This window comes from Saccharothrix tamanrassetensis, from assembly GCF_014203665.1.
GTDB classification, from domain to species: domain Bacteria; phylum Actinomycetota; class Actinomycetes; order Mycobacteriales; family Pseudonocardiaceae; genus Actinosynnema; species Actinosynnema tamanrassetense.
The window spans coordinates 317,469-338,047 of sequence record NZ_JACHJN010000001.1; the positions used below are offsets into that span (position 1 = coordinate 317,469).

The following is a 20,579-nucleotide window of genomic DNA, read 5'->3' on the forward strand; positions in this document are numbered from 1 at the left end:
GTGAGGCGGAATTTCGGTTATCCGCATTCGTCGCGGCCTGGTCCATACCAAGCCTATACCGGCCGTCAGCACCATTCCGACGTCCGGACTGGGAATGAGCGGAGAACCGAACGCCACAGGGGGAATTCCGTGATCATCGGTAATCGGCGCGAAGACTTCGGGACGACGGGGAACGTCGAACGCACCAGGCTGCCGGACCTGCTGCGCGGAGCGCGCCGGGAGGTGCTGTCCACCCTCACCGGCGCCACGCCGGGGCTCGACACCGGCCTCGCCGAGGCCGTCCGGTCCCTCGCCTATCGCCCGGACCTGCGGGTGCGACTGCTCTGCGCACCGCCGGACGACCGCACCCGCGACCGGGTCAAGGAGCTGATCAGGAGCGGGGTGCAGGTCAAGGTGGCGGGCGACCGGCTGCACGAGTCGCTGCTGATCGACCGGAAGCTGGCCGTGGTGGGCGCGGCGAACACCCGGTCGGCGGACGTGCTGGTGGTGCTGACCGCGCCGTCGGCGGTGTCCGCGATGGTCGAGTCGTTCGCGCCGCGCTGGGCGGCGGCGATGCCGTGGGCGCTGGTCAGCGGCGAGCCGGGCGACTTCGAGCGGTCGATCCTGCGCTGCCTGGTCGCGGGCATGACCGACGACGTGGTGGCGGACCGGCTGGGGGTGTCCGCGCGCACCGTCCGGCGCTACGTGAACGTGCTGATGGACCTGGTGGGCGCGCGGAGCCGGTTCGAGCTCGGTTTCCGCGCGGCCGAGTCGAGCTGGCTGGAACCGGACACCGGCACGCATTTGCGGGTCCGGTTCCAGCCAGACGACCGATTAGTCCCGGTGGACGCCTGACCCCCGGTCTCCGGCGAACCGGCACAGCGCGGCGGTGGCGTCGTCGTGCCGCTTCCCGACGAACCGCCCGTGCGGTGTCCGCCGCTCCGCCTGCCTGGTCAGCGAGATCACCTCGGCGGGCCCGGTCTCGTCCAGCGCCGAGACCAGGTCCCGCCACGACCAGTCGTACCGCTCCACCAGCCTGGTCACGCCGTCGGTGAGCAGGGCGGCGCGCCGGAGCCCGGCCACCGGCACCGTGCCGACCAGCGCGTGCCCGGCCGCCGCCGGGTTGTTGCCCGCCACCCAGAACCCGCCGGGGACGTTGCGGCTGTGGCGCATGTCGGCCCAGGTGCCGGTGTACCGGGCCAACCGGTCGTCGGCGACCGTCGAGACCGTGCCGTCGTCCGCCTCCAGCACGATGGGCGAGTCGCCGAGCACGAGGTAGTCGGCGTGCCGGTCGCGGTGCCGGAGGATGGCCGCGGTCGCCGAGGGGCTGCACAGGTTGGTCAGGTCGCAGGTGTCGGCGTGCGACCGCCCGACGGCGTCGAGGGCGTCGTGCAGGACGTCCGCCAGCGGGCGCGCCGCCGACGCGTCGAGCGCGAGCCGTCGGGCCAACGCGCCGGTCAGCTGCCGGGCGAACCAGCGGACGCCGTGCACGCAGCCGGTGTCCGTGTCGGGCTCGGCCGTGGCGCCGTCCAGGACCACCGCGAAGTCCGCCCCGGCCACCACCGAGTCCTCGTTGACCCCGCTGTCGCCCGCGTCGGTGGCGAAGATCGTCTCCATGGTCAGTCCGCCTCGTAGGCCAGCCACTGGGCGACGGTCCGGATGCCGTCCGCCAGCCGGGCGGACGGCCCCGTCCCGCTCGGCGACGGTTCGCCCGGGTCCGGCAGGTCGATCTCGACCTGCCGGACCACCCGTGCGATCAGCTCCGCGAGTTGGCGGAGGGTGACCGGAGGGTCCACCGCCAGGTCCACGACGCCCGGTGGCCCGGGTGATTCGACCAGCGCCTCCAACGCGTTCCCGATGTCCCAGACGTGGACGAACCGGTACGGACCCAGGACCGGTCCCGTCACCCGCATCGGCTGCATCGTCATCGACCGGAGCACCAGGTCGTTCAGCGGTGAGCCGTCGACCAGGCCCGGCCCGTACGGCACCCCGAAGCGCAGCACCGATCCCCGCACCCGGATCCCGTCCTCGACGGCCTCCACGACCACCTCGTCCGGCTCGACGGCGCCCACCTCGGAACTCACCCGGACCCGGTGTCCCCGGTCGGTCAGGTCGTCGACCAGGGACCGCTTGAGCGGGCTGTCCGCGCCGGCGAAGACGACCCGCCGGCCCGACGTGGAGCGCGCCGGCGCCCGTGCCCCCGCGAACAGGGCTTCCCCGGCCGCCTCCCGCAACGGCACCTGGAGCCGCCGGAGCTCCGCCGCACCGAGGTCGGTGCACAGCCCGCCGGGGCCGAGCGAGTCGAGTGCCCTGTCCACCAACGGGTCCTCCCGCCAGTCCACCCGCGACCCGTGCCGGGCGCCGAGGAGTCCCAGCGCGTACCCGGTGCGCCAGAACGCCTCCAGCGCGTCGTCCGCGACCGCGCCGTCGGCGCGCAGCCGCTCGACCGCCGGGGCGGCGTCGAACTCCTTCCGGCAGTCCTCGGCGTCGACTCCCAGCAGTCGGGAATACCGTTCGTAGCCGATCGTCCGCCACCGGTCGCCGCGCCGGACCGAGCACAGCGCGAGGCCGTACTTGAAGAACGGCACGGCATCGGGTCGCAGGACGTCGTCCGCGCGCCACCGCGCGTCGGGCGCGGGCGCGGCGAAGCACGCGGACATGCGCAGGCCGTGCCGGTCGTTGCCGGAGATGCTGGGGAACTCGCCGTGCTCCACCAGGTTCGGCACGGCCAGGTAGGTGGACGCTCCGACGGACCTGAGGTAGCGCGCCAGGATCACGTCGTCCGGCCACGTCCCGCCGTGCTCGCGGGCGTAGGCCGGGAACCCCGCGGCGATCCCGACCGGCAGGATCAGCGCCACGTTCGCGGTGTACTCGTCGGCCGGGGCGACCCACCGGACGCCCGCCAGCGCGCCCAGCCGGACGGCCGCGCCGTTGCGCGAGTTCCAGGCGTTGAACAGCACGACCGCGGCGTCCGGCATCGCCGCGACGGCCCGTTCCGCCTGCTCGCGGAACCCGTCCGAGAGCCGGGCGTCGTCCTCCAGCACGAGGTGGTGGGTCGAGCCGGCGGGCACCTCCGACCACGCCCTGATCGACGTGCGCAGGCCGGTCGGCGGGCCGTCCGGGTCCGGGTCCGGCACGAGGGTCAGGAAACCCGGCGGCGCGGAGGCGATCAGCGAGCGGGCGGCGTCCAGTCGGCGCGGGTGCGCCATCACCGCCCCGGTCAGCCGGATGGGGCTCATGACGCCGACCACGCCCCTTCGAGGTCCAGCATCCTCCGCAGCTCGTCGATGGACAGCCACGCGTCGTTGGTGTCCGAGCGGTAGGTGAACCCCAGCGACACGGGCAGGCAGTAGCCGGCCGCCGTGTACCCGGTCACCCCGACCGTGGGCAGCACGATGTAGCGGTCCTCCAGCTGCAACGTCCGGTAGCTGTCCTCGGCCGCGATCATCTCCTCGTGCAGCTTCTCCCCCGGCCGCATGCCCACCTCGTAGGTCGGCATGCCGGGCGCGACCGCCTCCGCGAGGTCGGAGATCTTCATGCTCGGGATCCGGGGCACGAACAGCTCGCCGCCCCGCATGGTGGCGAAGCTGTCCACGGTGAACCTCACCGCCTGCTCCGGGGTGATCCAGAACCGGGTCATCCGCTTGTCGGTGATCGGCAGCGTGCTGCCCTCCGCCACCAGCCGCCGGAACAGCGGCAGCACCGAGCCCCGGCTGCCCATCACGTTGCCGAAGCGGACCACCGAGAACAGCACCCCGCGCTCGGACGCCCAGGCGTTGGCCGACGTGAACAGCTTGTCCGCCACCATCTTGGTCGCGCCGTACAGGTTGGTCGGGCTGGACGCCTTGTCGGTGGACAGCGCGACGACCTTGCGCACCCCGCACTCGACGGCGGCCTCCAGCACGTTCTGCGAGCCCTCGATGTTGGTCTTCGCGAACTCGAACGGGTGGTACTCGGCGGTGTCGACCTGCTTGAGCGCGGCGGCGTGCACCACGTGGTCCACGCCCCGCATCGCGCGGATCACGCTGTCCCGGTCCCGGATGTCCCCGAGGACCCACCGCACCCGGTCGTCGGCGCCGAACTCCTGGCGCATCTCGTACTGCTTCTGCTCGTCCCGGGAGAAGACCACGATCCGGTCGGGCTCGTGGTGGGCCAACAGGTGCCGGGCGAAGGCCCGACCCAACGAGCCCGTGCCGCCGGTGACGAGAACGGACGAATTCCGCAGGACACTCACTCTGACCCCCATCGATATCCAGGACGGTCCACTCGGCCCCTCAGCTCCTCAGCCCGCGTCCGGGGCGGTTCGCGCGGTGATCTCCGCCGCGTGCTCGTGGATCCGGCGGACCACCTCGCAGATCCGGTCGACCAGGTGTTCCGGCAGGTGCGAGTACAACGGCACGGCGAGCGCCCGGCCGGCGAGCTCCTCGCTGTGCGGCAACGACTTCCCGCTCGCGGCGAACCGCCGGTACGCGGTCTGCCGGTGCAGCGGCGGATCGAAGTACGCCCTGGTGGCCACGCCCTCGGCGCGCAGCGCGGCGGCCAGGGTGTCCCGGTCGAGCCCGAACCCGGACGCGGAGACGGTGAGGCAGAGGTCCTTGTAGGTGCTGCGCGCGCCGGGCGGGACGCGCTGGAACCCGATCCCCGGCAGGCCGGACAGCCCGGCCCGGTAGCGGTCGGCCAGCTCCTGCCTGCGTTCGATCAGCGCGGGCAGGAGCGGCAGGTGGTGCCGGCCCAGCACGGCGGACAGCTCCGGCATCCGGGCGTTGAGGCCGACGAACCGGCTGTCGTAGTCGCCGGCGTTGCCGTAGTCGCGCCCGACCCGCAGCTCGCGGGCGAGTTCGCCGTCGTTCGTGGCGACGATGCCGCCCTCGCCGGTGGTGAACGGCTTGGTGGGGCTGAGGCTGAAGACCTCCGCCGTGCCGCGACCGCCGACCGGCGAACCGTCCGGGTACCGGCCGCCGAACGCCGCCGCCGCGTCGACCACCAGCGGGACGCCCCGCTCGGCCGCGATCTTGGCCAGCGCGTCGACGTCGCAGGGCGAGCCGAACGTGTGCACGGCGAGCAGCGCGGCCGTCCGGTCGGTCACCTCGTCGGCCACCCGTTCCGGGTCCACCGCGAACGTGTGCGGGTCGATGTCGGCGAACACCGGCTCCAGCCCGTTCCACACCACCGCGTGGCCGCTGGCCATGAACGTGAAGCTGGGCAGCACGACCTCGCCGTGCAGGTCCAGGCACCGCAGGGTCAGCATCAGACCGCTGGTGCAGCTGGACACCAGGACCGCGTGCCCGACCCCGAGGAAGTCCGCCACCTCGCGTTCCAGCTCGGCCAGGTGGCGGCCCTTGGTGACGATCCCCGAGGACAGCACGTCGCGGAAGGTGGCCAGCAGGTCCGGGTCGGCGTCGAGAGTGGGCCGGGCCAGCGGCACCGGGTCGGTCAGGATCGGCGCACCGCCGAGGATGGCCGGTCTGGTCAGCTGCATGGAGGTCCTCCGGGTGATGGGTCACCGGTCGGGGCGGGCTCGTTCGGTGAGGGCTCGTTCGGGACAGGCTCGTTCGGGACAGGCTCGGGCCGGGCTGGCCCGTCCGGAGTGGACTCGTTCGGGTCGGGCTCGTTCTGGGTGGGCTCGTTCGGGGTGGGCTCGACCAGGCCCGCCTTGGCGGCGGTGACGCCGGCCTGGAAGCGGCTGTCCGCCGACATGTCGCGCATGATGACCGCGATGTGGCGGCGCAGCGTGCGCTCGGAGATGCCGACCCGGCGGGCGATGGCGTTGTCGGTGAGGCCGGACGCGAGCAGCGCCAGGATGCTGGTCTTCAGCACGTCCAGCGCGTCGCTGTAGCCGGGCTGCCGGGGGCTGAACCGCATCGCGGACTGCCACGCGTGCTCGTGCACCCGGCAGAGGAACCCGCTGATCGCGGGTTCCTCCACCACCGCCACCGCGTGGCCGTCGCCGTCCTCGTCGCCGGGGGTGAGGATGAAGGCGATCCGGCGGTCGAACACGATGAAGCGCTCGAAGATGTCGCTGGAGGTGCGCACCTCGCCGCCGGCCTCGACCACGTCGCGCAGGTAGGAACGGGTGACGGTGTCGCCGCGCCCGGTGTGCGGGTAGAGCAGCCGCACCCGCGCGCCCCGGCGGACCGCGTCCAGCATGAGCGGTCGGGCGTACCTGGCCTCCGGCGGCTCCTGCGCGATGCAGGTCTGCATCATCAGCACCTCGGATTCGCACTCGTGCGCGGCTTTGGCGAGTCGGGCCCGGATGTCCCGGATGTCCCGGTAGACCCCGGTGGTCGGCCGTGCGGAGGACCCGCGCCGCGCCCGGCCGAAGGCGTCGGTGAACGGCAGCAGTTGCCGCTGGGCGCGTCGCAGGGGCAGGAACAGCTCCACCTGGGCCGTCTCGGGGCTGACCGCGACCAGCGGGTCGCCCTCCTCCAGCAGCCTGAGCCGACGCAGCACGCGCACCGCCCGCTCGAAGTCCGACCGCCGCGCCGCGAACTCGTCGGCGACCGCGGCGAACGCGACTCCGGGGTCGGCGAGGACTCGTTCGTAGACTTCGACGACGAAGGCGTCCACCTCGTCGGGCACGGGTTCGCTGTCCGTCGGGACTCGCATGAGCGCTCCTCGCATCAGTTCACGCGGCGCAGGTTCCTGATGGCGGGCACGGCGAGCAGCAGCCCGGTGCACACCAGCCCCAGCACGGTCGACAGGGCCATCAGCTGCCGTGCGCCGACCAGTTCCGCCAGCGGTCCCGCCAACGAGCGGCCCAGGGCCAGCGCCAGCAGGGAACCCGCGACGTCGTAGGCGTAGACGCGGTTGAGCAGGTCCGACGGGATCTGCGTCTGCACCGTGGTCGACCAGAGCACCTGCCAGTAGGCCAGGCCGAACCCGGCCACCAGCCAGCCCGCGTAGAGCAGCAGCTCCGGCGGACGCAGCGCGGGGACGAACGGGTAGGCCACGAACAACGCCCACCCCAGCGACCCGGCCAGCAGCGGCCGGGCCGCCTTGGTCCGCATCGCCAGCGCGCCGCCCAGCACACCGCCCGCGCCGAACAGGGCCATGCCGATCCCGAGCGCGGTCGAGCCGTGGTCCGCGACCACCAGTTCGGCGGCGACCGGCAGCGAGACGCCGGGCACGAAACACCCGTACACCAGCCAGATCGCGATGACGCCCCACAGCCAGGTGCGGGAACGGAAGTCCTGCCAGCCCTCCACGAGCTGGCGCCAGTACGACTCCGCGGTCCGCACCGCCTCCGCGCGGTCCATCCGCATCGCGACCAGGCAGACCGCGCTGACCCCGTACGTCGCGGCGTAGATGAAGAAGACCGTGCCCGCACCGAACGCGGTCACCAGCGCACCGGCCAGCGCGGGCCCGAGCACGCCCGCGAGCGCCTCCGAGATCCGCAGGACCCCGTTGGCCCGCTGCACGTCGGTGGCGATCTTGGGGATCATGCTCGCCACACCGGGCTGGAACAGGGCGGTCGCGGCACCGCTGATGAACTGGAGCACCACGATGGTGACCAGGTCGGACGCGCCGAGCACGAAGGTGATCGCCATCGTGGCCTGCACGACGACCCGGACCACGTCGGCCAGCACCATCATCCGGCGCGGCGTGAACCGGTCCGCCAGGACCCCGCCCGCGAGCATGAACAAGGTCAGCGCGGCCATCCACGCGCCCAACGCGTACCCGACCCCGGTGATGCCGTGCCCGGCGGCCAGCACGCCCACGGACAGCGCGACCGGCAGCATCCCGTCGCCGAGCATGGACGTGGTGCGGGCGCCGAAGTAGAGCCGGAAGTTGCCGGACCACAGGGACTTCGTGGCCGGATCGGTGACCGGCGTGGTGTCCGAGGTCATCGCGGCCCACCCCGTCCGCTGCTGCTGGAGACGACCAGGCGGGCGCGCCAGCCGCCGGCGTCGGCCGGGTCGTCGGGCGGGCTCGCGCAGACCACGTACTCGTGCGGGGTGATGGCGGTGACCCGTCCGGGCAGCCGTTCCACGCACTGCCGGTGGACGTCCTCGGGGTCCGCCGGACCGGTCAGGTAGCACACCAGCCGGTAGCCGGCGGCCTCGTCGGGCACCGCCTCCACGAAGTGCGGCCGATCGCCGAGGACGTCGGCGAGCAGGCCGCGCACCGCGTCGATCTCGATCCAGCACGAGTCGGCCGGGTACCAGCCCTCGCCGCGCGTCACCGGTCGGAGCGCGGTCGAGCCGGCCACCTCCTTGAGCGGTAGGTCACGTTCGGCGGCGGCGCGCAGCAGCCGCAGGAGGGCGCGGCCGAACTCCGTCACCTCGTCCCGGTCCAGGCACACCGGGTCGACCAGGAACGTCACGTCCAGCTCCTCGTCCAGCCGGTAGACGTAGACCACGAACCGGGACGGGACGTTCTCCGGCGGCAGCCACTCCAGGCTCGCGTCGAGCTCGGCGTCGTCGGTCTCGAGGTCGGTGCCGCCGGGGATCCACACCCAGGGCAGGCGGTTGAGGGCGGACCGCTCGACGTCACCGGTTCCCGTCAACGGGCTCATGTCGTTGAACACGACGTCACGGGCGTAGCTCGCACCGCGTTCCGCCGTGACCCGCGTGATGACGTCCCAGACGACCGCCGGGTCGTACCAGGCGGCACGGTAGGCGGCCAGGGACTGCGCGCGGACGTCGTGCACCAGTTCGTCGAAGGTTCCGGTCTCCGGCACGGGCACGGACAGCAGGGCGTCCTGGGAGATCGTGCCGAACAGGTCGGCCAGCTGTTGGAACGCGCGGTTGCCGTACAGGGAGGTCGTGACACAGGTCGACTGCCCGGTGCGGTGGCAGACCAGCGCGTTGACGGCGGCCAGCAGGATCGTCGAAGCGCTCGCGGCGGTCCGTTCGGAGACGGCCGCGAGGTGTGCCATCACGGCGCGGGACCGGATGCGCAGGCCGGGGTGGTGCCAGTCGGTCTTGGCCGAGGTCTTCGCGGCGGGCACGGGGAACATCGCCTGCGGCACCTCGCGCAGCCGGGCCTCCCAGTACCGGGCCGAGGCCTGCGCGAGTCGCCGCACGAACGGCTTCTGCTCGAACTCCACCACGTCCAGCGGCTGCGGCCCGGCGGGTGGGAGCTCCCGGCCCGCCGTCAACGCCGACCACTCCCGCAACAGGATCTCGCACGTGGCGACGTCCATCGCGGTGTGGCTGACCACCCACACCAGGTGGCGCGCGACGCCGTCCACGGTCACGACCGCCACCCGCAGCGGTGGCGCCTCCTGGAGGTCGAACCACCGGCCGCGGAACCGCTTCGCCGTCCGTTCGGCGGTGGCCCGCGCGTCGCCGTCGGCTTCGACCAGCTCGACCAGCAGCTCACCGGAACCCGCGACGTGCTGTGTCACCTCAGGTCCGAGCCGGTAGGTGGTGCGCAGTGACTCGTGCCGCCGGAGGAGCACTTCGACGAATCCGACGACCTCGGCCGGCGGCAGGTCCGGCACGGGGAACACCATGGCGAGGTTGTTGCGCGTCGGGTCGTCGTCGACGGTGATGGCGCGCAGGATGTTCGCGTGGCCGAAAGCCAACGGCCCGCTCCGTTCCCGCTCGCCCGAGTAGCACGCCGAAAGTCGGTGCATTTCTCACCTCATGAGTGGAGCCGCGGATGACGTCGATGCGTTCGCGTCGCCGAACCAGGCCGAAACTATGGGCGGCCGGTACCGGTCAACCAGCGATTGACAGGTAACGGACGCCCGCGAATGGCCGTACCGGTCCCCACCTGGGGAAATCCGACCTCGATCGTCCACAGTGGAGTACCCGCGTGACCGGAACCGGCCACCGCCGCGACCGACTCCGCGCGGGCTCTGCCGGCCGGGTGTGGTGGGCGGGTGCGGTCGCGCGCGACCGTCCTGGCGCGCGGTTTCGCAGCGCCGGGTGAAGGTAGCTGCCGTTGTCGATCATCCCGCCCGCGCGGCGGAAACCACGTCGCCGGCGGTCGCTTCACGCGGGCGGTGGCTGCACGGGGGCGGAACTGTACGGGGGCGGAACTGTACGGGGCGGAGCTGAACCGGGGGCCGGCCGATCTTCGGGGGCGGAGCTGCACGCGGGCCGGTCGCTCTACGGGGCCGAGGAGCGAGGTCCTCCAGGCGTCACCGGAGCGTCAGGCGGCGCATCAGTCGGCGCATCGAACGCGACGACAGGATCGGTGCGAACGAGGTTCCGTTCGCACCGATCCTGTCCCGCCGGGGGCTACGAGTAGACCAGCGCCGGGACGTCGAAGATCCCGCGCTCGTCCACGTGGCCGCCTTCGGGGGCGACGCGCGAGCCGCCCCAGAACCGCTGGACGGCGGCGAGTTCCTGGGTGTTGGGCCGGGAGTTCTCACACCGCCCGCCGGCCATCACCTTGTCGCAGTTGCCGATGTCCTGCGGGTGGCGCAGGCCGAGGATGTGGCCGAACTCGTGCACGATCACGCGCAGGGTGCCCGCACCGGACTGCTTGATCTGGTTGCGGTAGAAGTTGATCGTGCCCCGCGTGCACCCGACGCAGCTGGCCGTGCCCGGCGCGGACCCGCTCTGGCTGGTGATCACCGTGATGCCGGCGGTGCCCTTCTCCAGCCGGACGCTCGTGACACCGGAGTTCCAGATCTGGGCGGCCTCGTCGACCAGGGGCGCGAGCTCGGCCGACCGGCTCGAGTCGTAGTAGATCGTGCGAACCGCCGAGTCCTGCTGCGACACGGCGGTGGCGGTCGGCATGCCGACCAGGACGAACGCGGCGACGCTGCCGGCGATCGCCATGACGATTTTCGCTCGGAACAAAGGAGCAACTCCTTTTCTCATGCGTGCTGTCCGAACGCCGGCACGCCGTCGCGCCGATCCCGGCAACGGCTCCGACTGATCCGAACGTAACCGCACCGACCGACCTCGGCCAGATAACACCTGCGCATAACGCTCCCCCGACCAACGGACCCGGCGGCCCGGCTTCCCCACGCAGGCGCGGGATTCAGCCCGGAGCCGGGTTTCGCCTCCCGGGGATCACCCACTTGGGGTGGCGTCACACCGGGGAGTCACCGGGTCCGGGTGACCGGTCGCTCAGCCGAAGATCACGTACATCTCGAACGTGCCGGGGCGCCTGGCCGTCGCCTTGTACTGGAAGGTGAACGCGCCACCGGCAGGCCGGGTGGCGGCGGCGGGACGTGGTGACCGAAGGTCTAGACCATTGTCGCGGCACGGCGGGTGGTCGTGGTACCTCCGATCGTCGGATGTCGGTGACTGCCGAATAGCCGCAGCGCCGGTTCCGGGAGACGGCACGGACCTCGCCAAGCCTGCCGGAACCCTTGAACAGCACCGCCTCGGCGGCTACCGCCGCCAACCGGCGGATGCGGTCACCACGTGCTGCGCAACGTGCCCGGCGGGTTACGCCGGGTTGCGCGGGGTGTGGGTCAGGGCTTCTTCGACCGAGCCGGCAACGGTCAGGATCTGGGTCAGGGCCGTGGTCCAGAGCAGGCGGGTCAGGTGGTGGTCGGGATTGACCACCACGACCAGTTCCAGACCTTCGTCCCGCGTCTGGTGGTGCGCCCTGATCAGGGAGGACAGCCCCACCGAGGCCAGCATGCCCACCTCCTGCAGGTCGACCACCAGCAGCAGGGCCTCGGCGCCCTTCGCCTGCTTGATGCCGTCGTCCAAGCCTTCGTCAAGCTTCGCAACGGTGCTCTGGTCGATGTCTCCACCGACGCGCACGAGCACTGCCTGGCCTTCGGCCAGGGTTTCGACCCGTGTCCACGGGCCCGCTTCCTCGGATGTCACGAAGCTACCTAATCACGCCGTGCGGCCGTTGGCAGATCCGTTCAGCCGCCCGATCGGGCACTCGTGCGGTCCTGTCACGCGTAGTCGTGGGCCGGGTGCGGTCGGTACAGGTGCGGGCCGGACCGTCCAAGAGGCAGTTTGCCGAGGTCAGAGCACTTGCGAGGGGGTAAACGGGGCGGTGTCCGGTGTTGTTCGGACGGCGGGCTCGACCGGAGCCGTCGAGCGACGTCGGACCACGCGTCCCGACTGGTCGGGTGGTGGGCGACCACCATCGGCTGATCAAACCGCTGGGCGGTGGAGAGCCTGTCCCCGTTCCACCGCCACTACGCCGTCCGGGCGACCTGAGTGTGCGGAGGGCTCGGCGCGGGAACTGCATCCGTGTTGCCCGGCACGTGGGGAGGCGGTCGTGCGCAGACTACTGGTCACCGCGGTGGTACCCCTGCTGGTGGTCTGCGGGTGCGGCGGGCTGGGGTCGAGCGGTGCCGACGCCCCGAACACGTTGGTGACGATGGGTTTCGGCCTGCCCGACGAGCACGCGACGGCACGGGTGGCGGTGTTCCGCGACGCCAACCCAGGGGTCGACGTGCGGGTCAACGAGGGAGCTTTCGACGAACAGCAGTTCCTCTCCGCGGTCGCGGCGGGCGATCCGCCCGACCTCATCTACGCCGAACGGCGCAAGCTCGGCAGCTACGCGGCCAGAGGAGCGGTGCAGGGCCTGGGCGACTGCGTCCGTGAGCACGGTGTGGACCTCGGCCAGTTCCGGGACGCGGCGCTGCGCCAGGTGACCTACCAGGACGAGGCGCACGGGCTGCCGGACTTCTCCGTCGTCCGACTGCTGATCATCAACAACCCGGTGGTGCGCGCCGCCGGCCTCGATCCCGCCGCGCTGTCCACAACGGACTGGTCCGCCGTGTCCAGCCTCACCGATCGGTTGGCGGTCCTGGCGGACGGGAGACCCGAGCGCATCGGCTTCGACCCCAAGGTGCCCGATTACCTGCCCATGTGGGCCAAGGCGAACGGCGCGGAACTGGTGACCGGCGACGGGTTCGACGTCCGGCTCGACGACCCGCGCGTGGTGGAAGCGGTCCGCTTCACCGCGGACCTCGTCCGGCGGCAGGGTGGCTGGGCCTCGTTCAAGGCCTTCCGGGACACCTTCGACCAGTTCGGGGCGAACAACGCCTACGCCACCGGGCAGCTCGCCGCGATGCCGATGGACTCGTGGTACATCAACACCCTCGCGACCAACTCCCCCGACGCCGACGTGACGATCGCCCCGTTCACCGACCGGCAGGGCGCGCCGCTGACCGAGGCCGGCGGTCAGGCGTGGGCCATCCCCAAGGGCGCCAGGCACCCGGAGCTGGCCTGCCGGTTCCTGGTGACCATGACCGACGCCGACACGTGGGTCGCCGCCGCGACCGCGCGCCGCGACGCGCTGGCACGGACCGGGAAGCCCTACGGCGGCACGTTCACCGCCAACCGGGTGGCCGACGAACGGATCTTCCGCGAGGTGTTCGACCCGAGGGGGAACCGCATCCTCGAACGTGGCGTGCCCCAGGTGTTGTCGTTGCAGGACAAGACCTTCGCGGTGGCACCGAGTCCGGCGGCGAGCGAACTCGTGCGCGCCTGGGAGGGCGGCGTGAACCGCGTGCTCACCGGGCGGCAGAGCCCCGACGAGGCGATGGCGCAGGCCCAGCGGGAAGCCGAACAGGCGCTCAAGCGCGTGGGCGGGAGGTAGTGCCGTGACGACGGTGAGCCGACGCGAGTCGCGGGCCGGGCTGCTGTTCCTGCTGCCGTGGGTGATCGGCTTCCTGGCGTTCACGGCGGGCCCCATGCTGTTCAGCCTCTGGCTGTCGCTGACCCACTACGACATGCTCAAGCCGCCCGACTTCATCGGGTTGGAGAACTACCGCGAGGCGTTGGTCGACGACCGGGTCGCGACGGCGCTGTGGAACACGCTGGTCTTCACCGCCCTGCACGTGCCCGCCCAGATCGTGCTGGCACTCGGCCTGGCGGCGCTCCTGCGCCGGGCGGGGCGGTCGGCGGGCTTCTTCCGCACCGTGCTGTACCTGCCGGTGATGACCCCGCCGGTGGCGCTGGCCGCGATGTTCCTGCTGCTGCTCAACGGGCAGAACGGCGCGATCAACGAGTTCCTCGGCTGGTTCGGCTTCACCGGGCCGAACTGGACGACGGACCCGGCGTGGATCAAGCCCGGTCTGGTGTTGATGAGCCTGTGGACGGTCGGCAGCACCGCCGTGCTGTACCTGGCGGCGCTCACCCGCGTGCCGGTCGAGCGGTACGAGGCGGCTCGATTGGACGGCGCGAGCCCTTGGCGGCAGTTCTGGCACGTGACGCTGCCCGGCATCAGCGGCACGGTGTACTTCACGGTCGTGGTCAACACGATCGCGTCGCTCCAGGTCTTCACCGAGGCGTACACGATGTTCTTCGGCGCCCGCGCGAAGCAGTCCAGCGACGGCGACGCGGCGCTGTTCTACGTGATCCACCTCTTCCGGGAGGCGTTCGAGTCGCTGCGGATGGGCTACGCGTCGGCGTTGGCGTGGGGCTTGTTCGTGGTGATCGCGGTCATCACGGCGGTGCAGGTGCGGTTGTCCCGCCGTTACGTCCACTACGAAGGCGAGCGGTCGTGAAGCGCGTGGCGACGGGGCTCGGGCTGCTCGCGGTCACCGCGGCGTTCCTCTACCCGTTCTGGTGGCTGGTCAGCGCTTCGCTCAAGGACCGGGCGCACGTGTTCGACAACTCGCTGCTGCCGAGCCCCTTCTCGCCGGCCAACTACGTCGAGGTCTGGCGGGCGGTGCCCCTGCTGACCTGGATCGCCAACAGCGTCGCGGTCGGCGTGGCCGCCGCGGCGGCGGCCACGGTCGCGAGCGCGCTGGTGGCGTTCGGTTTCGCGATGTTCCGCTTCCCCGGCCGCAACCTGCTCTTCGGCGTGGTGCTGGCGACCATGATGCTGCCCGGCGCGGTGACCATGGTGCCGGTCTACCTGGAGTGGCACGCGCTGGGGCTGGCCACCACGCAGATCCCGTTGTGGGCGCAGAACCTGTTCGGCGCGGCGTTCTACATCTTCCTGCTGCGCCAGTTCTTCCTCGGCCTGCCCCGCGAGGTGTTCGACGCCGCCAAGGTGGACGGGGCGAACGCCTGGCGGCTGTTCGTCAGCATGGCGCTGCCGCTGGCCCGTCCCGGTCTGATCGTGGTGTTCGTGTTCGAGCTGAAAGCGGCCTGGACGGACCTGATCAAGCCGCTCATCTACCTGCGGGAACCGGAGCTCTACACCCTGCCGCGCGGCCTGAAGACGGTGCTCGACCGGTTCGGCGAGGGCGGTGAGGCGCAGTGGGAACTGGTGCTCGCGGCGAGCACGGTCGCCACCGTGCCGATGATCCTGCTGTTCCTGGTGGCACAGCGGTACTTCGTGCGCGGCACGGTCACCCAGCACGTCGAGCAGTGACACCCGGCGGCCGACTCGGCCCACCGGCCGAGCCGATGGCGCCAGTGCGGAACCCCGCCCGATCGATTCGGGCTCCGACAGCCCGGCCGTCGAAGCCGTCGGCGCCCGGTGGGCCCGCTCCCGCGGGCAGGCCCGCAGGAGGACCGCCACCGGGCGGCCGACAGGGTTCGTCCGCCGTCAGGCGGTGCAGTTCTTCTGGGCGTCCACCCGCACCTTCCGGCCGGTGAACTCCTCCAGGACCGCGATGTTCTCCGGGGCGTAGTTGGTCGCGGTGATCTTGTCGGCGTTGACGCTGCCCAGCTTGCCGGTGTAGGGCGCGGACTTGTCCAGCCAGTAGGCGGTGCGCAGGAACTGGGTCAGCACCAGGTCCCGCAGCTTCGGCTCGTTCTTGATCTTCGCCCAGTAGGTGGGGTGCCGGTCCTTGGCGACGCGCAGGTAGAGCAGCAGGTACCGCAGGTTGGTGGCGGCGATGTCACGGGCGTTGCTGGCCCCGACGCCCTTGATGTACTCCTGCACCACGGTGGCCGCGGGCAGGCCGGTCAGTCCGGCGTTCAGCTCGGCCGTGACGCCCTGGAGCTGGTAGTTGCCCTGCGTCTGGTCACGCAGGTAGATGCCGTCCATGGAGTCGCTGAACTTGTCCTTGATCAGCGGCAGGATCTCCTTGCGGGGGAAGCCGCCGTGCAGCGGGATGGTGGTGACCTGCCGGGAGGCGTCGATCCAGGCCGCGGTGTGCGTGTTCCACCTGGTGCGCGACGGGTCGAGGTCCCACATGTGGGTCTCCTCGTGGATCGCCACCATCATCGACTCGGCGAACGCCTCGAAGCTGTTCTTCTTCACGAACTGGTTCCAGTAGGGGTCCTTGGCCTGGGCGATGGCCAGCGCTTCCCCGCTGGGCCAGCGCCGCTTGTACATGGCCTGGAGGGTCTGCATCCAGTTGGCGGAGTTGAAGGACGCCTTCAGATCGCTCAGATCCGCCCGTGGCTGCCAGGGTTCCTCGTAGCAGTAGGGCTCGGCGGCGGTCGGGAGCGCGGTCGGCGCGGCGGCGGCCGCGGTTCCCGTTCCCAGGGACAGGGCGAGCAGCACGGCCACCACGCGCGCAGTGCGGGTTCGACTCACAGGGACCTCGTTTCGGAGCGAGTGTGCCCGGGCATGACAGGGGGCCCGGCACGGCTCTTTCGTGTCGTCATCGCGGACCGTAGCGACGGTCGTCCCCGGTACCTACTCCCACTACGCCATAACACCGGCGGCGGTCGGGCCGCTCGCCGAGGTCGGCTCACCCGAGCGGGTGGTCCGATCATGACCGAGATCACCCGGACCGGGTATCCACAACGAGGCTCGGACCGCTAGCTTAGGGAAGCCTAAGCAAAGTCAAGTCGGTAAGGGGGGCGTCGGTGGCCTCGACAGCGCACTGGGATCCGGGGATCGAGGGCAAGGTCGCGCTGGTGACCGGAGCCGCCCGCGGTATCGGGGCGGCCGTGGTGGACGGACTGGTCCGCGCGGGAGCCAAGGTCGCCGCCGTCGACATCGACGCCGCCGGGTTGCGACAGGTCGCCGCGGAGTCGGACGGCCGGGTGTGGCCGTTCGCCGCCGACGTCGGGAACTCCGCGGCGGTCGTGCGGGTCGTGGACGACGTGGAGCGCGAGGTCGGCCCGATCGGCATCGGGGTGTCCGTGGCGGGCATCCTGCGGCCGGCGTCGGTGTGCGAGACCACCGACGAGGACTGGGCGGCCACGTTCGCGGTCAACACCACCGGGGCGTTCACCGTGCTGCGGGAGGTGGCCCGCCGGATGGTGCCGCGCCGGAGCGGGGTGCTGGTGACGGTCGGCTCGAACGCGTCCGGCGTGCCGCGGGTCGGCATGGGTGCGTACGCGGCGTCGAAGGCGGCGGTGACGATGCTGACCCGCTGCCTCGGACTGGAACTGGCCGGTTCCGGCATCCGGTGCAACGTGGTCTCGCCCGGATCGACCGACACGCAGATGCAGCGCCTGCTGTGGACCGACGACGAGGGGCCCGCGCGAGTGGTCGCGGGCGATCCGGAGCAGTTCCGGGTCGGGATCCCGCTGGGCCGGCTGGCCGATCCCGCCGACATCGCCGAGGCAGTGCTGTTCCTGGCCTCGGACCGGGCACGGCACATCACCATGCAGAACCTGTTCGTGGACGGCGGTGCGACGCTCCGCGCGTGATCCGCGCGCAGCGGGCGTTGGACTGTTAAGACGAACAAGCGGCCACGCGTCCGTCGCAGTGGCCATGGCGGACGGACGGCAGCGGAGTCGTCCGCCCGGTCGGCGCGCACTTGGTGACAGTGCGGCCGACCAGACGCTTCCGCTGTGCCCGAGAATAAGGTTAGGCTACCCAAAGTTGGAGACGGTGGCGTTCGATCCCACCGCCTGCCGCCCTGCGGTGGGCATCGGAGGCCGGTGGCCGACCTCCGCGGGACCGGCACTTCGTCGCGCGCCCGCGCGGCCGCGTCTCCACCTGCCGCAAGGACTTCGGCCATCCGCCGCCGCGACCGCTCCGACCTCCACGCCGAAAGGGAACCTCGACGTGTCCCCACCTGTTCTGGTTCGACCCCGGCCCGTGCACCGGGCGGCCGACCTGCTGGCCGCGTACCTGCCGGGGTCGTTCTACTACTCGTCGGCACGGGGATCGCTGCTGGCCGACGGCGTGCACGCGACCGTCCGGGCGCACCACGGCACTCGCGCCCACGCGGCGGCGGAGGTCCTCGACGCGGCGGCGGCGGCCGGCCTGGTCGAGCCGGTGGTGACCGGTGCGATCGGGTTCCGGCCCGACTCCGAGACCAGCCTCGTCGTGCCGGCCGTGGTGCGCCGGGCGGGTGCGCCCACCGCCGACGCCGACGCGCCGCCGGCCTCGTGGTCCACCTCCTGGTCGATCACGCCGAAGCCCGAGTCGGCGGGGTACGCCGACGCCGTCCGCCGGGCGCTGGCCCTCATCGACGACGGGGAGCTGCGCAAAATCGTGCTCGCCCGCTGCCTGGAGCTGACCGCGGACGGCCCGGTGCCGGTGCCGAGCCTGCTGGCGCGGCTGGTGCGGGCGGACCCGGCCGCGCAGGCGTTCGCGGTCGACGTCAGCGCGCCGGGCGACCCCGCGCCGCGCACGCTGGTCGGTGCGAGCCCGGAGCTGCTGGTGTCCCGGCACGGCGGCGAGGTGGTGGCCAACCCGCTGGCCGGCTCGCTGCCCCGGGTCGCCGACGAAGCCGAGAACCGGCGGCGGATCGCGGCGCTGCTGTCCTCGGAGAAGGACCGGGCCGAGCACGCGCACGTGCGGACCCAGGTCGCCGAGGTGCTGGGCCGGTTCTGCGTCGACCTGGCGGTGCCCACCGAGCCGGTGGTGATCGGCACGCCGACGATGTGGCACCTGTCGACGCGGATCACCGGGCGGGTCGCGAACCCGGCCGATCCCGGCTCGTCCGCGCTGGCCCTGGCCGAAGCCCTGCACCCGACGCCCGCGGTGTGCGGCGTGCCCACCGCCCGGGCCCGGACCGCGATCGCCGACCTGGAGTCGGAGGACCGGGGCTACTACGCCGGGCTGGTCGGCTGGACGGACCTGTACGGCGACGGCGAGTGGAGCGTCACGATCCGCAGCGCCGAAGTGTGCGGCCGGACGGTGCGGCTGTTCGCGGGGGCCGGGATCGTCGCGGGTTCGGACCCGTCGGCGGAGCTGGCCGAGACGAGCGCGAAGTTCCGCACCCTGCTGCGCGCGCTGGGGCTGGAAGGTGCGGTCGCGTGAACCCCGGCACGAACCCCGGTGTGGACCACGTGCCGTGGCCGGCGGAGGTCGCGGCCCGGTACCGGGCCTCCGGGCACTGGCGCGGGCAGACCTTCGGCGCGTGGCTCACCGCGCTGACGGCCGCCTACGCCGACCGCACCGCCGTGGTGGGCGAGCGGGACGGGAACCCGGTGCGGTGGACGTTCGCCGAACTGGACGAACGGGCGCACCGGATCGCCGCCGGCCTGGTCGGACGGGGCATCCGCGCGGGTGACCGGGTCGTGGTGCAGCTGCCCAACGTGCCGGAGTTCGTGCCGGCCGTGTTCGGCCTGTGGCGGGCGGGCGCGTGGCCGGTGTTCGCGCTGCCCGCGCACCGCCACAGCGAACTGCGGCACTTCGCCGCGCAGAGCGAGGCCGTCGCGATCCTCACCGTCGACCAGCACGAGCGGCACGACCACGCGGCCACCGCGCGCGCCGTGGCCGGCGACGTGGCCTCGGTGCGCGAGGTGCTGGTCGTCGGTTCCCCGGAGTTCGACGACCTGGCGGCAACAGCGCCGCGCGAGCTGCCCGACCCCGACCCGGCGGGCGTGGCGTTCCTCCAGCTGTCCGGCGGCAGCACGGGCCTGCCGAAGCTGATTCCCCGCACCCACGACGACTACCTCTACAGCGTCCGGGAGAGCGCGCGGATCTGCGCGCTGCGCCCGGACAGCGTGTACCTGGCCGCGTTGCCGGTGTCGCACAACTACCCGCTCAGCTCGCCCGGCATCCTCGGCGCGCTGCACGCGGGCGCGGCGACCGTGCTGGCGCCGCGACCCGACGCGGACACCGCGTTCCGGCTGATCGAGTCCGAGGGGGTGACGATCACCGGCGTGGTCCCGCCGCTGGCCGCCGCCTGGGTGCAGGCCGCGGGGCGCACCGAGCGGGACCTGTCCACGCTGGAGGTCCTGCTGGTCGGCGGCGCGAAGTGCGGCCGCGAGCTGGCCGAGCGGATCGGGCCCGCGCTGGGCTGCCGGTTGCAGCAGGTGTTCGGGATGGCCGAGGGCCTGGTCTGCTACACCCGGCTGGACGACCCCGACGAGATCGTGCTGAGCACCCAGGGACGGCCGATCTCGCTCGACGACGAGATCCGCGTGGTCGACCCGGACAACCCCTCGGCGTCCTCGGCCGACGTGGTGGCTCCCGGCGAGGTCGGCGCGCTGCTGACCCGCGGCCCGTACACGATCCGCGGCTACTACCGCGCCGCCGAGCACAACGCCACCGCGTTCACCCCGGACGGCTTCTACCGGACCGGGGACCTGGTGCGGTGCGCCCCTTCCGGGCACGTGGAGGTCGTCGGCCGGGCGAAGGAGCAGATCAACCGGGGCGGCGAGAAGGTGGCGGCCGAAGAGGTGGAGAACCACCTGATGGCCCACCCGGCGGTGCTCGACGCCGCCGTCGTCGCGGTGCCGGACGAGTACCTCGGCGAACGGACCTGCGCCTACGTCGTGCCGGCCGCGGGGTCCACGCCCACCGCCGCCGAGCTGCGCCGGTTCGTGCGGGAACGCGGTGTCGCCGCGTTCAAGGTGCCCGATCTGGTCGAAGTGGTGGCAGCGTTCCCGGTGACCGGTGTCGGCAAGACGAGCAAACGCGAGCTGAGGGCGGCCCTCGCCGCCCTGGCCGAGAAGGGGTGA

At 72.1% G+C, this 20,579-nt stretch carries 17 protein-coding genes; 7 read left to right on the plus strand and 10 right to left on the minus strand.

Annotated elements, in window-relative coordinates; genetic code table 11:
* Positions 1 to 129: 129 nt before the first annotated feature.
* On the plus strand, positions 130 to 834 hold the full coding sequence (locus FHS29_RS38010) for a helix-turn-helix transcriptional regulator (RefSeq protein WP_184687456.1): 705 nt from the start codon (positions 130 to 132) through the stop codon (positions 832 to 834).
* On the opposite strand, the gene FHS29_RS01410 is transcribed toward FHS29_RS38010, so the two are convergent.
* The 9 genes from FHS29_RS01410 to FHS29_RS01450 form a co-directional block, all read right to left on the minus strand.
* The gene (locus FHS29_RS01410; RefSeq protein ID WP_221455258.1) at positions 814 to 1,623 is read right to left on the minus strand and encodes a protein phosphatase 2C domain-containing protein; all 810 of its coding nucleotides are present in this window, start codon (positions 1,621 to 1,623) and stop codon (positions 814 to 816) included. The two genes, FHS29_RS38010 and FHS29_RS01410, sit on opposite strands and share 21 nt — an antisense overlap.
* Positions 1,599 to 3,218, minus strand: a complete 1,620-nt coding sequence (locus FHS29_RS01415; RefSeq protein WP_184687458.1) for an NAD-dependent epimerase/dehydratase family protein — start codon at positions 3,216 to 3,218, stop codon at positions 1,599 to 1,601. Before FHS29_RS01415 ends, FHS29_RS01410 begins: the two co-directional genes overlap by 25 nt.
* A complete protein-coding gene (pseB, locus tag FHS29_RS01420) occupies positions 3,215 to 4,213 on the minus strand; it encodes a UDP-N-acetylglucosamine 4,6-dehydratase (inverting) (RefSeq protein ID WP_312864687.1) in 999 nt (332 codons plus the stop codon). Before pseB ends, FHS29_RS01415 begins: the two co-directional genes overlap by 4 nt.
* 48 nt (positions 4,214 to 4,261) lie before the next feature.
* Positions 4,262 to 5,458 (minus strand): DegT/DnrJ/EryC1/StrS family aminotransferase, encoded by a 1,197-nt coding sequence (locus tag FHS29_RS01425; RefSeq protein ID WP_184687461.1) that lies wholly within the window; start codon positions 5,456 to 5,458, stop codon positions 4,262 to 4,264.
* The gene (locus FHS29_RS01430; RefSeq protein ID WP_184687462.1) at positions 5,449 to 6,585 is read right to left on the minus strand and encodes a LuxR C-terminal-related transcriptional regulator; all 1,137 of its coding nucleotides are present in this window, start codon (positions 6,583 to 6,585) and stop codon (positions 5,449 to 5,451) included. The genes FHS29_RS01425 and FHS29_RS01430 overlap by 10 nt, the downstream gene beginning before the upstream one ends.
* A 14-nt stretch (positions 6,586 to 6,599) precedes the next feature.
* Positions 6,600 to 7,826, minus strand: a complete 1,227-nt coding sequence (locus FHS29_RS01435) for an MFS transporter (protein ID WP_184687464.1) — start codon at positions 7,824 to 7,826, stop codon at positions 6,600 to 6,602.
* A complete protein-coding gene (locus tag FHS29_RS01440; protein ID WP_184687466.1) occupies positions 7,823 to 9,559 on the minus strand; it encodes a condensation domain-containing protein in 1,737 nt (578 codons plus the stop codon). Before FHS29_RS01440 ends, FHS29_RS01435 begins: the two co-directional genes overlap by 4 nt.
* A 610-nt stretch (positions 9,560 to 10,169) precedes the next feature.
* The gene (locus tag FHS29_RS01445) at positions 10,170 to 10,736 is read right to left on the minus strand and encodes a snapalysin family zinc-dependent metalloprotease (RefSeq protein WP_184687467.1); all 567 of its coding nucleotides are present in this window, start codon (positions 10,734 to 10,736) and stop codon (positions 10,170 to 10,172) included.
* A 597-nt stretch (positions 10,737 to 11,333) separates the two neighbouring features.
* Positions 11,334 to 11,723 carry an STAS domain-containing protein gene (locus FHS29_RS01450; protein ID WP_312864688.1) on the minus strand — a complete coding sequence of 130 codons (390 nt, stop codon included), beginning with the start codon at positions 11,721 to 11,723 and terminating at the stop codon, positions 11,334 to 11,336.
* A 406-nt stretch (positions 11,724 to 12,129) separates the two neighbouring features.
* Between FHS29_RS01450 and FHS29_RS01455 the strand changes: the two genes are divergently transcribed.
* Genes FHS29_RS01455 through FHS29_RS01465 form a run of 3 tightly spaced genes read left to right on the plus strand, consistent with a single transcriptional unit; the run spans position 12,130 to position 15,183 of the window.
* The gene (locus FHS29_RS01455) at positions 12,130 to 13,458 is read left to right on the plus strand and encodes an extracellular solute-binding protein (RefSeq protein ID WP_312864689.1); all 1,329 of its coding nucleotides are present in this window, start codon (positions 12,130 to 12,132) and stop codon (positions 13,456 to 13,458) included.
* Between the two features lie 4 nt (positions 13,459 to 13,462).
* Positions 13,463 to 14,368 carry a carbohydrate ABC transporter permease gene (locus FHS29_RS01460; RefSeq protein ID WP_184687471.1) on the plus strand — a complete coding sequence of 302 codons (906 nt, stop codon included), beginning with the start codon at positions 13,463 to 13,465 and terminating at the stop codon, positions 14,366 to 14,368.
* Positions 14,365 to 15,183 (plus strand): carbohydrate ABC transporter permease, encoded by an 819-nt coding sequence (locus FHS29_RS01465; RefSeq protein ID WP_184687473.1) that lies wholly within the window; start codon positions 14,365 to 14,367, stop codon positions 15,181 to 15,183. The genes FHS29_RS01460 and FHS29_RS01465 overlap by 4 nt, the downstream gene beginning before the upstream one ends.
* A gap of 177 nt (positions 15,184 to 15,360) precedes the next feature.
* Here FHS29_RS01465 and FHS29_RS01470 read toward each other — a convergent pair whose 3' ends face one another.
* Positions 15,361 to 16,299, minus strand: a complete 939-nt coding sequence (locus FHS29_RS01470; RefSeq protein ID WP_312864690.1) for a hypothetical protein — start codon at positions 16,297 to 16,299, stop codon at positions 15,361 to 15,363.
* A 275-nt stretch (positions 16,300 to 16,574) separates the two neighbouring features.
* Here FHS29_RS01470 and FHS29_RS01475 point away from each other — a divergent pair, with 275 nt between their 5' ends.
* The 3 genes from FHS29_RS01475 to FHS29_RS01485 all read left to right on the plus strand — a co-directional run bounded on the left by FHS29_RS01475 (position 16,575) and on the right by FHS29_RS01485 (position 20,579).
* Entirely contained in the window at positions 16,575 to 17,366 is a 792-nt protein-coding gene (locus FHS29_RS01475) for a 2,3-dihydro-2,3-dihydroxybenzoate dehydrogenase (protein ID WP_184687475.1), read from the plus strand.
* Positions 17,367 to 17,727: 361 nt separating this feature from the next.
* Positions 17,728 to 18,930, plus strand: coding sequence for an isochorismate synthase (locus FHS29_RS01480; RefSeq protein ID WP_312864691.1), 1,203 nt, complete (start codon positions 17,728 to 17,730; stop codon positions 18,928 to 18,930).
* Complete coding sequence (locus FHS29_RS01485; protein WP_184687478.1) at positions 18,927 to 20,579, plus strand: (2,3-dihydroxybenzoyl)adenylate synthase; 1,653 nt, start codon at positions 18,927 to 18,929, stop codon at positions 20,577 to 20,579. Before FHS29_RS01480 ends, FHS29_RS01485 begins: the two co-directional genes overlap by 4 nt.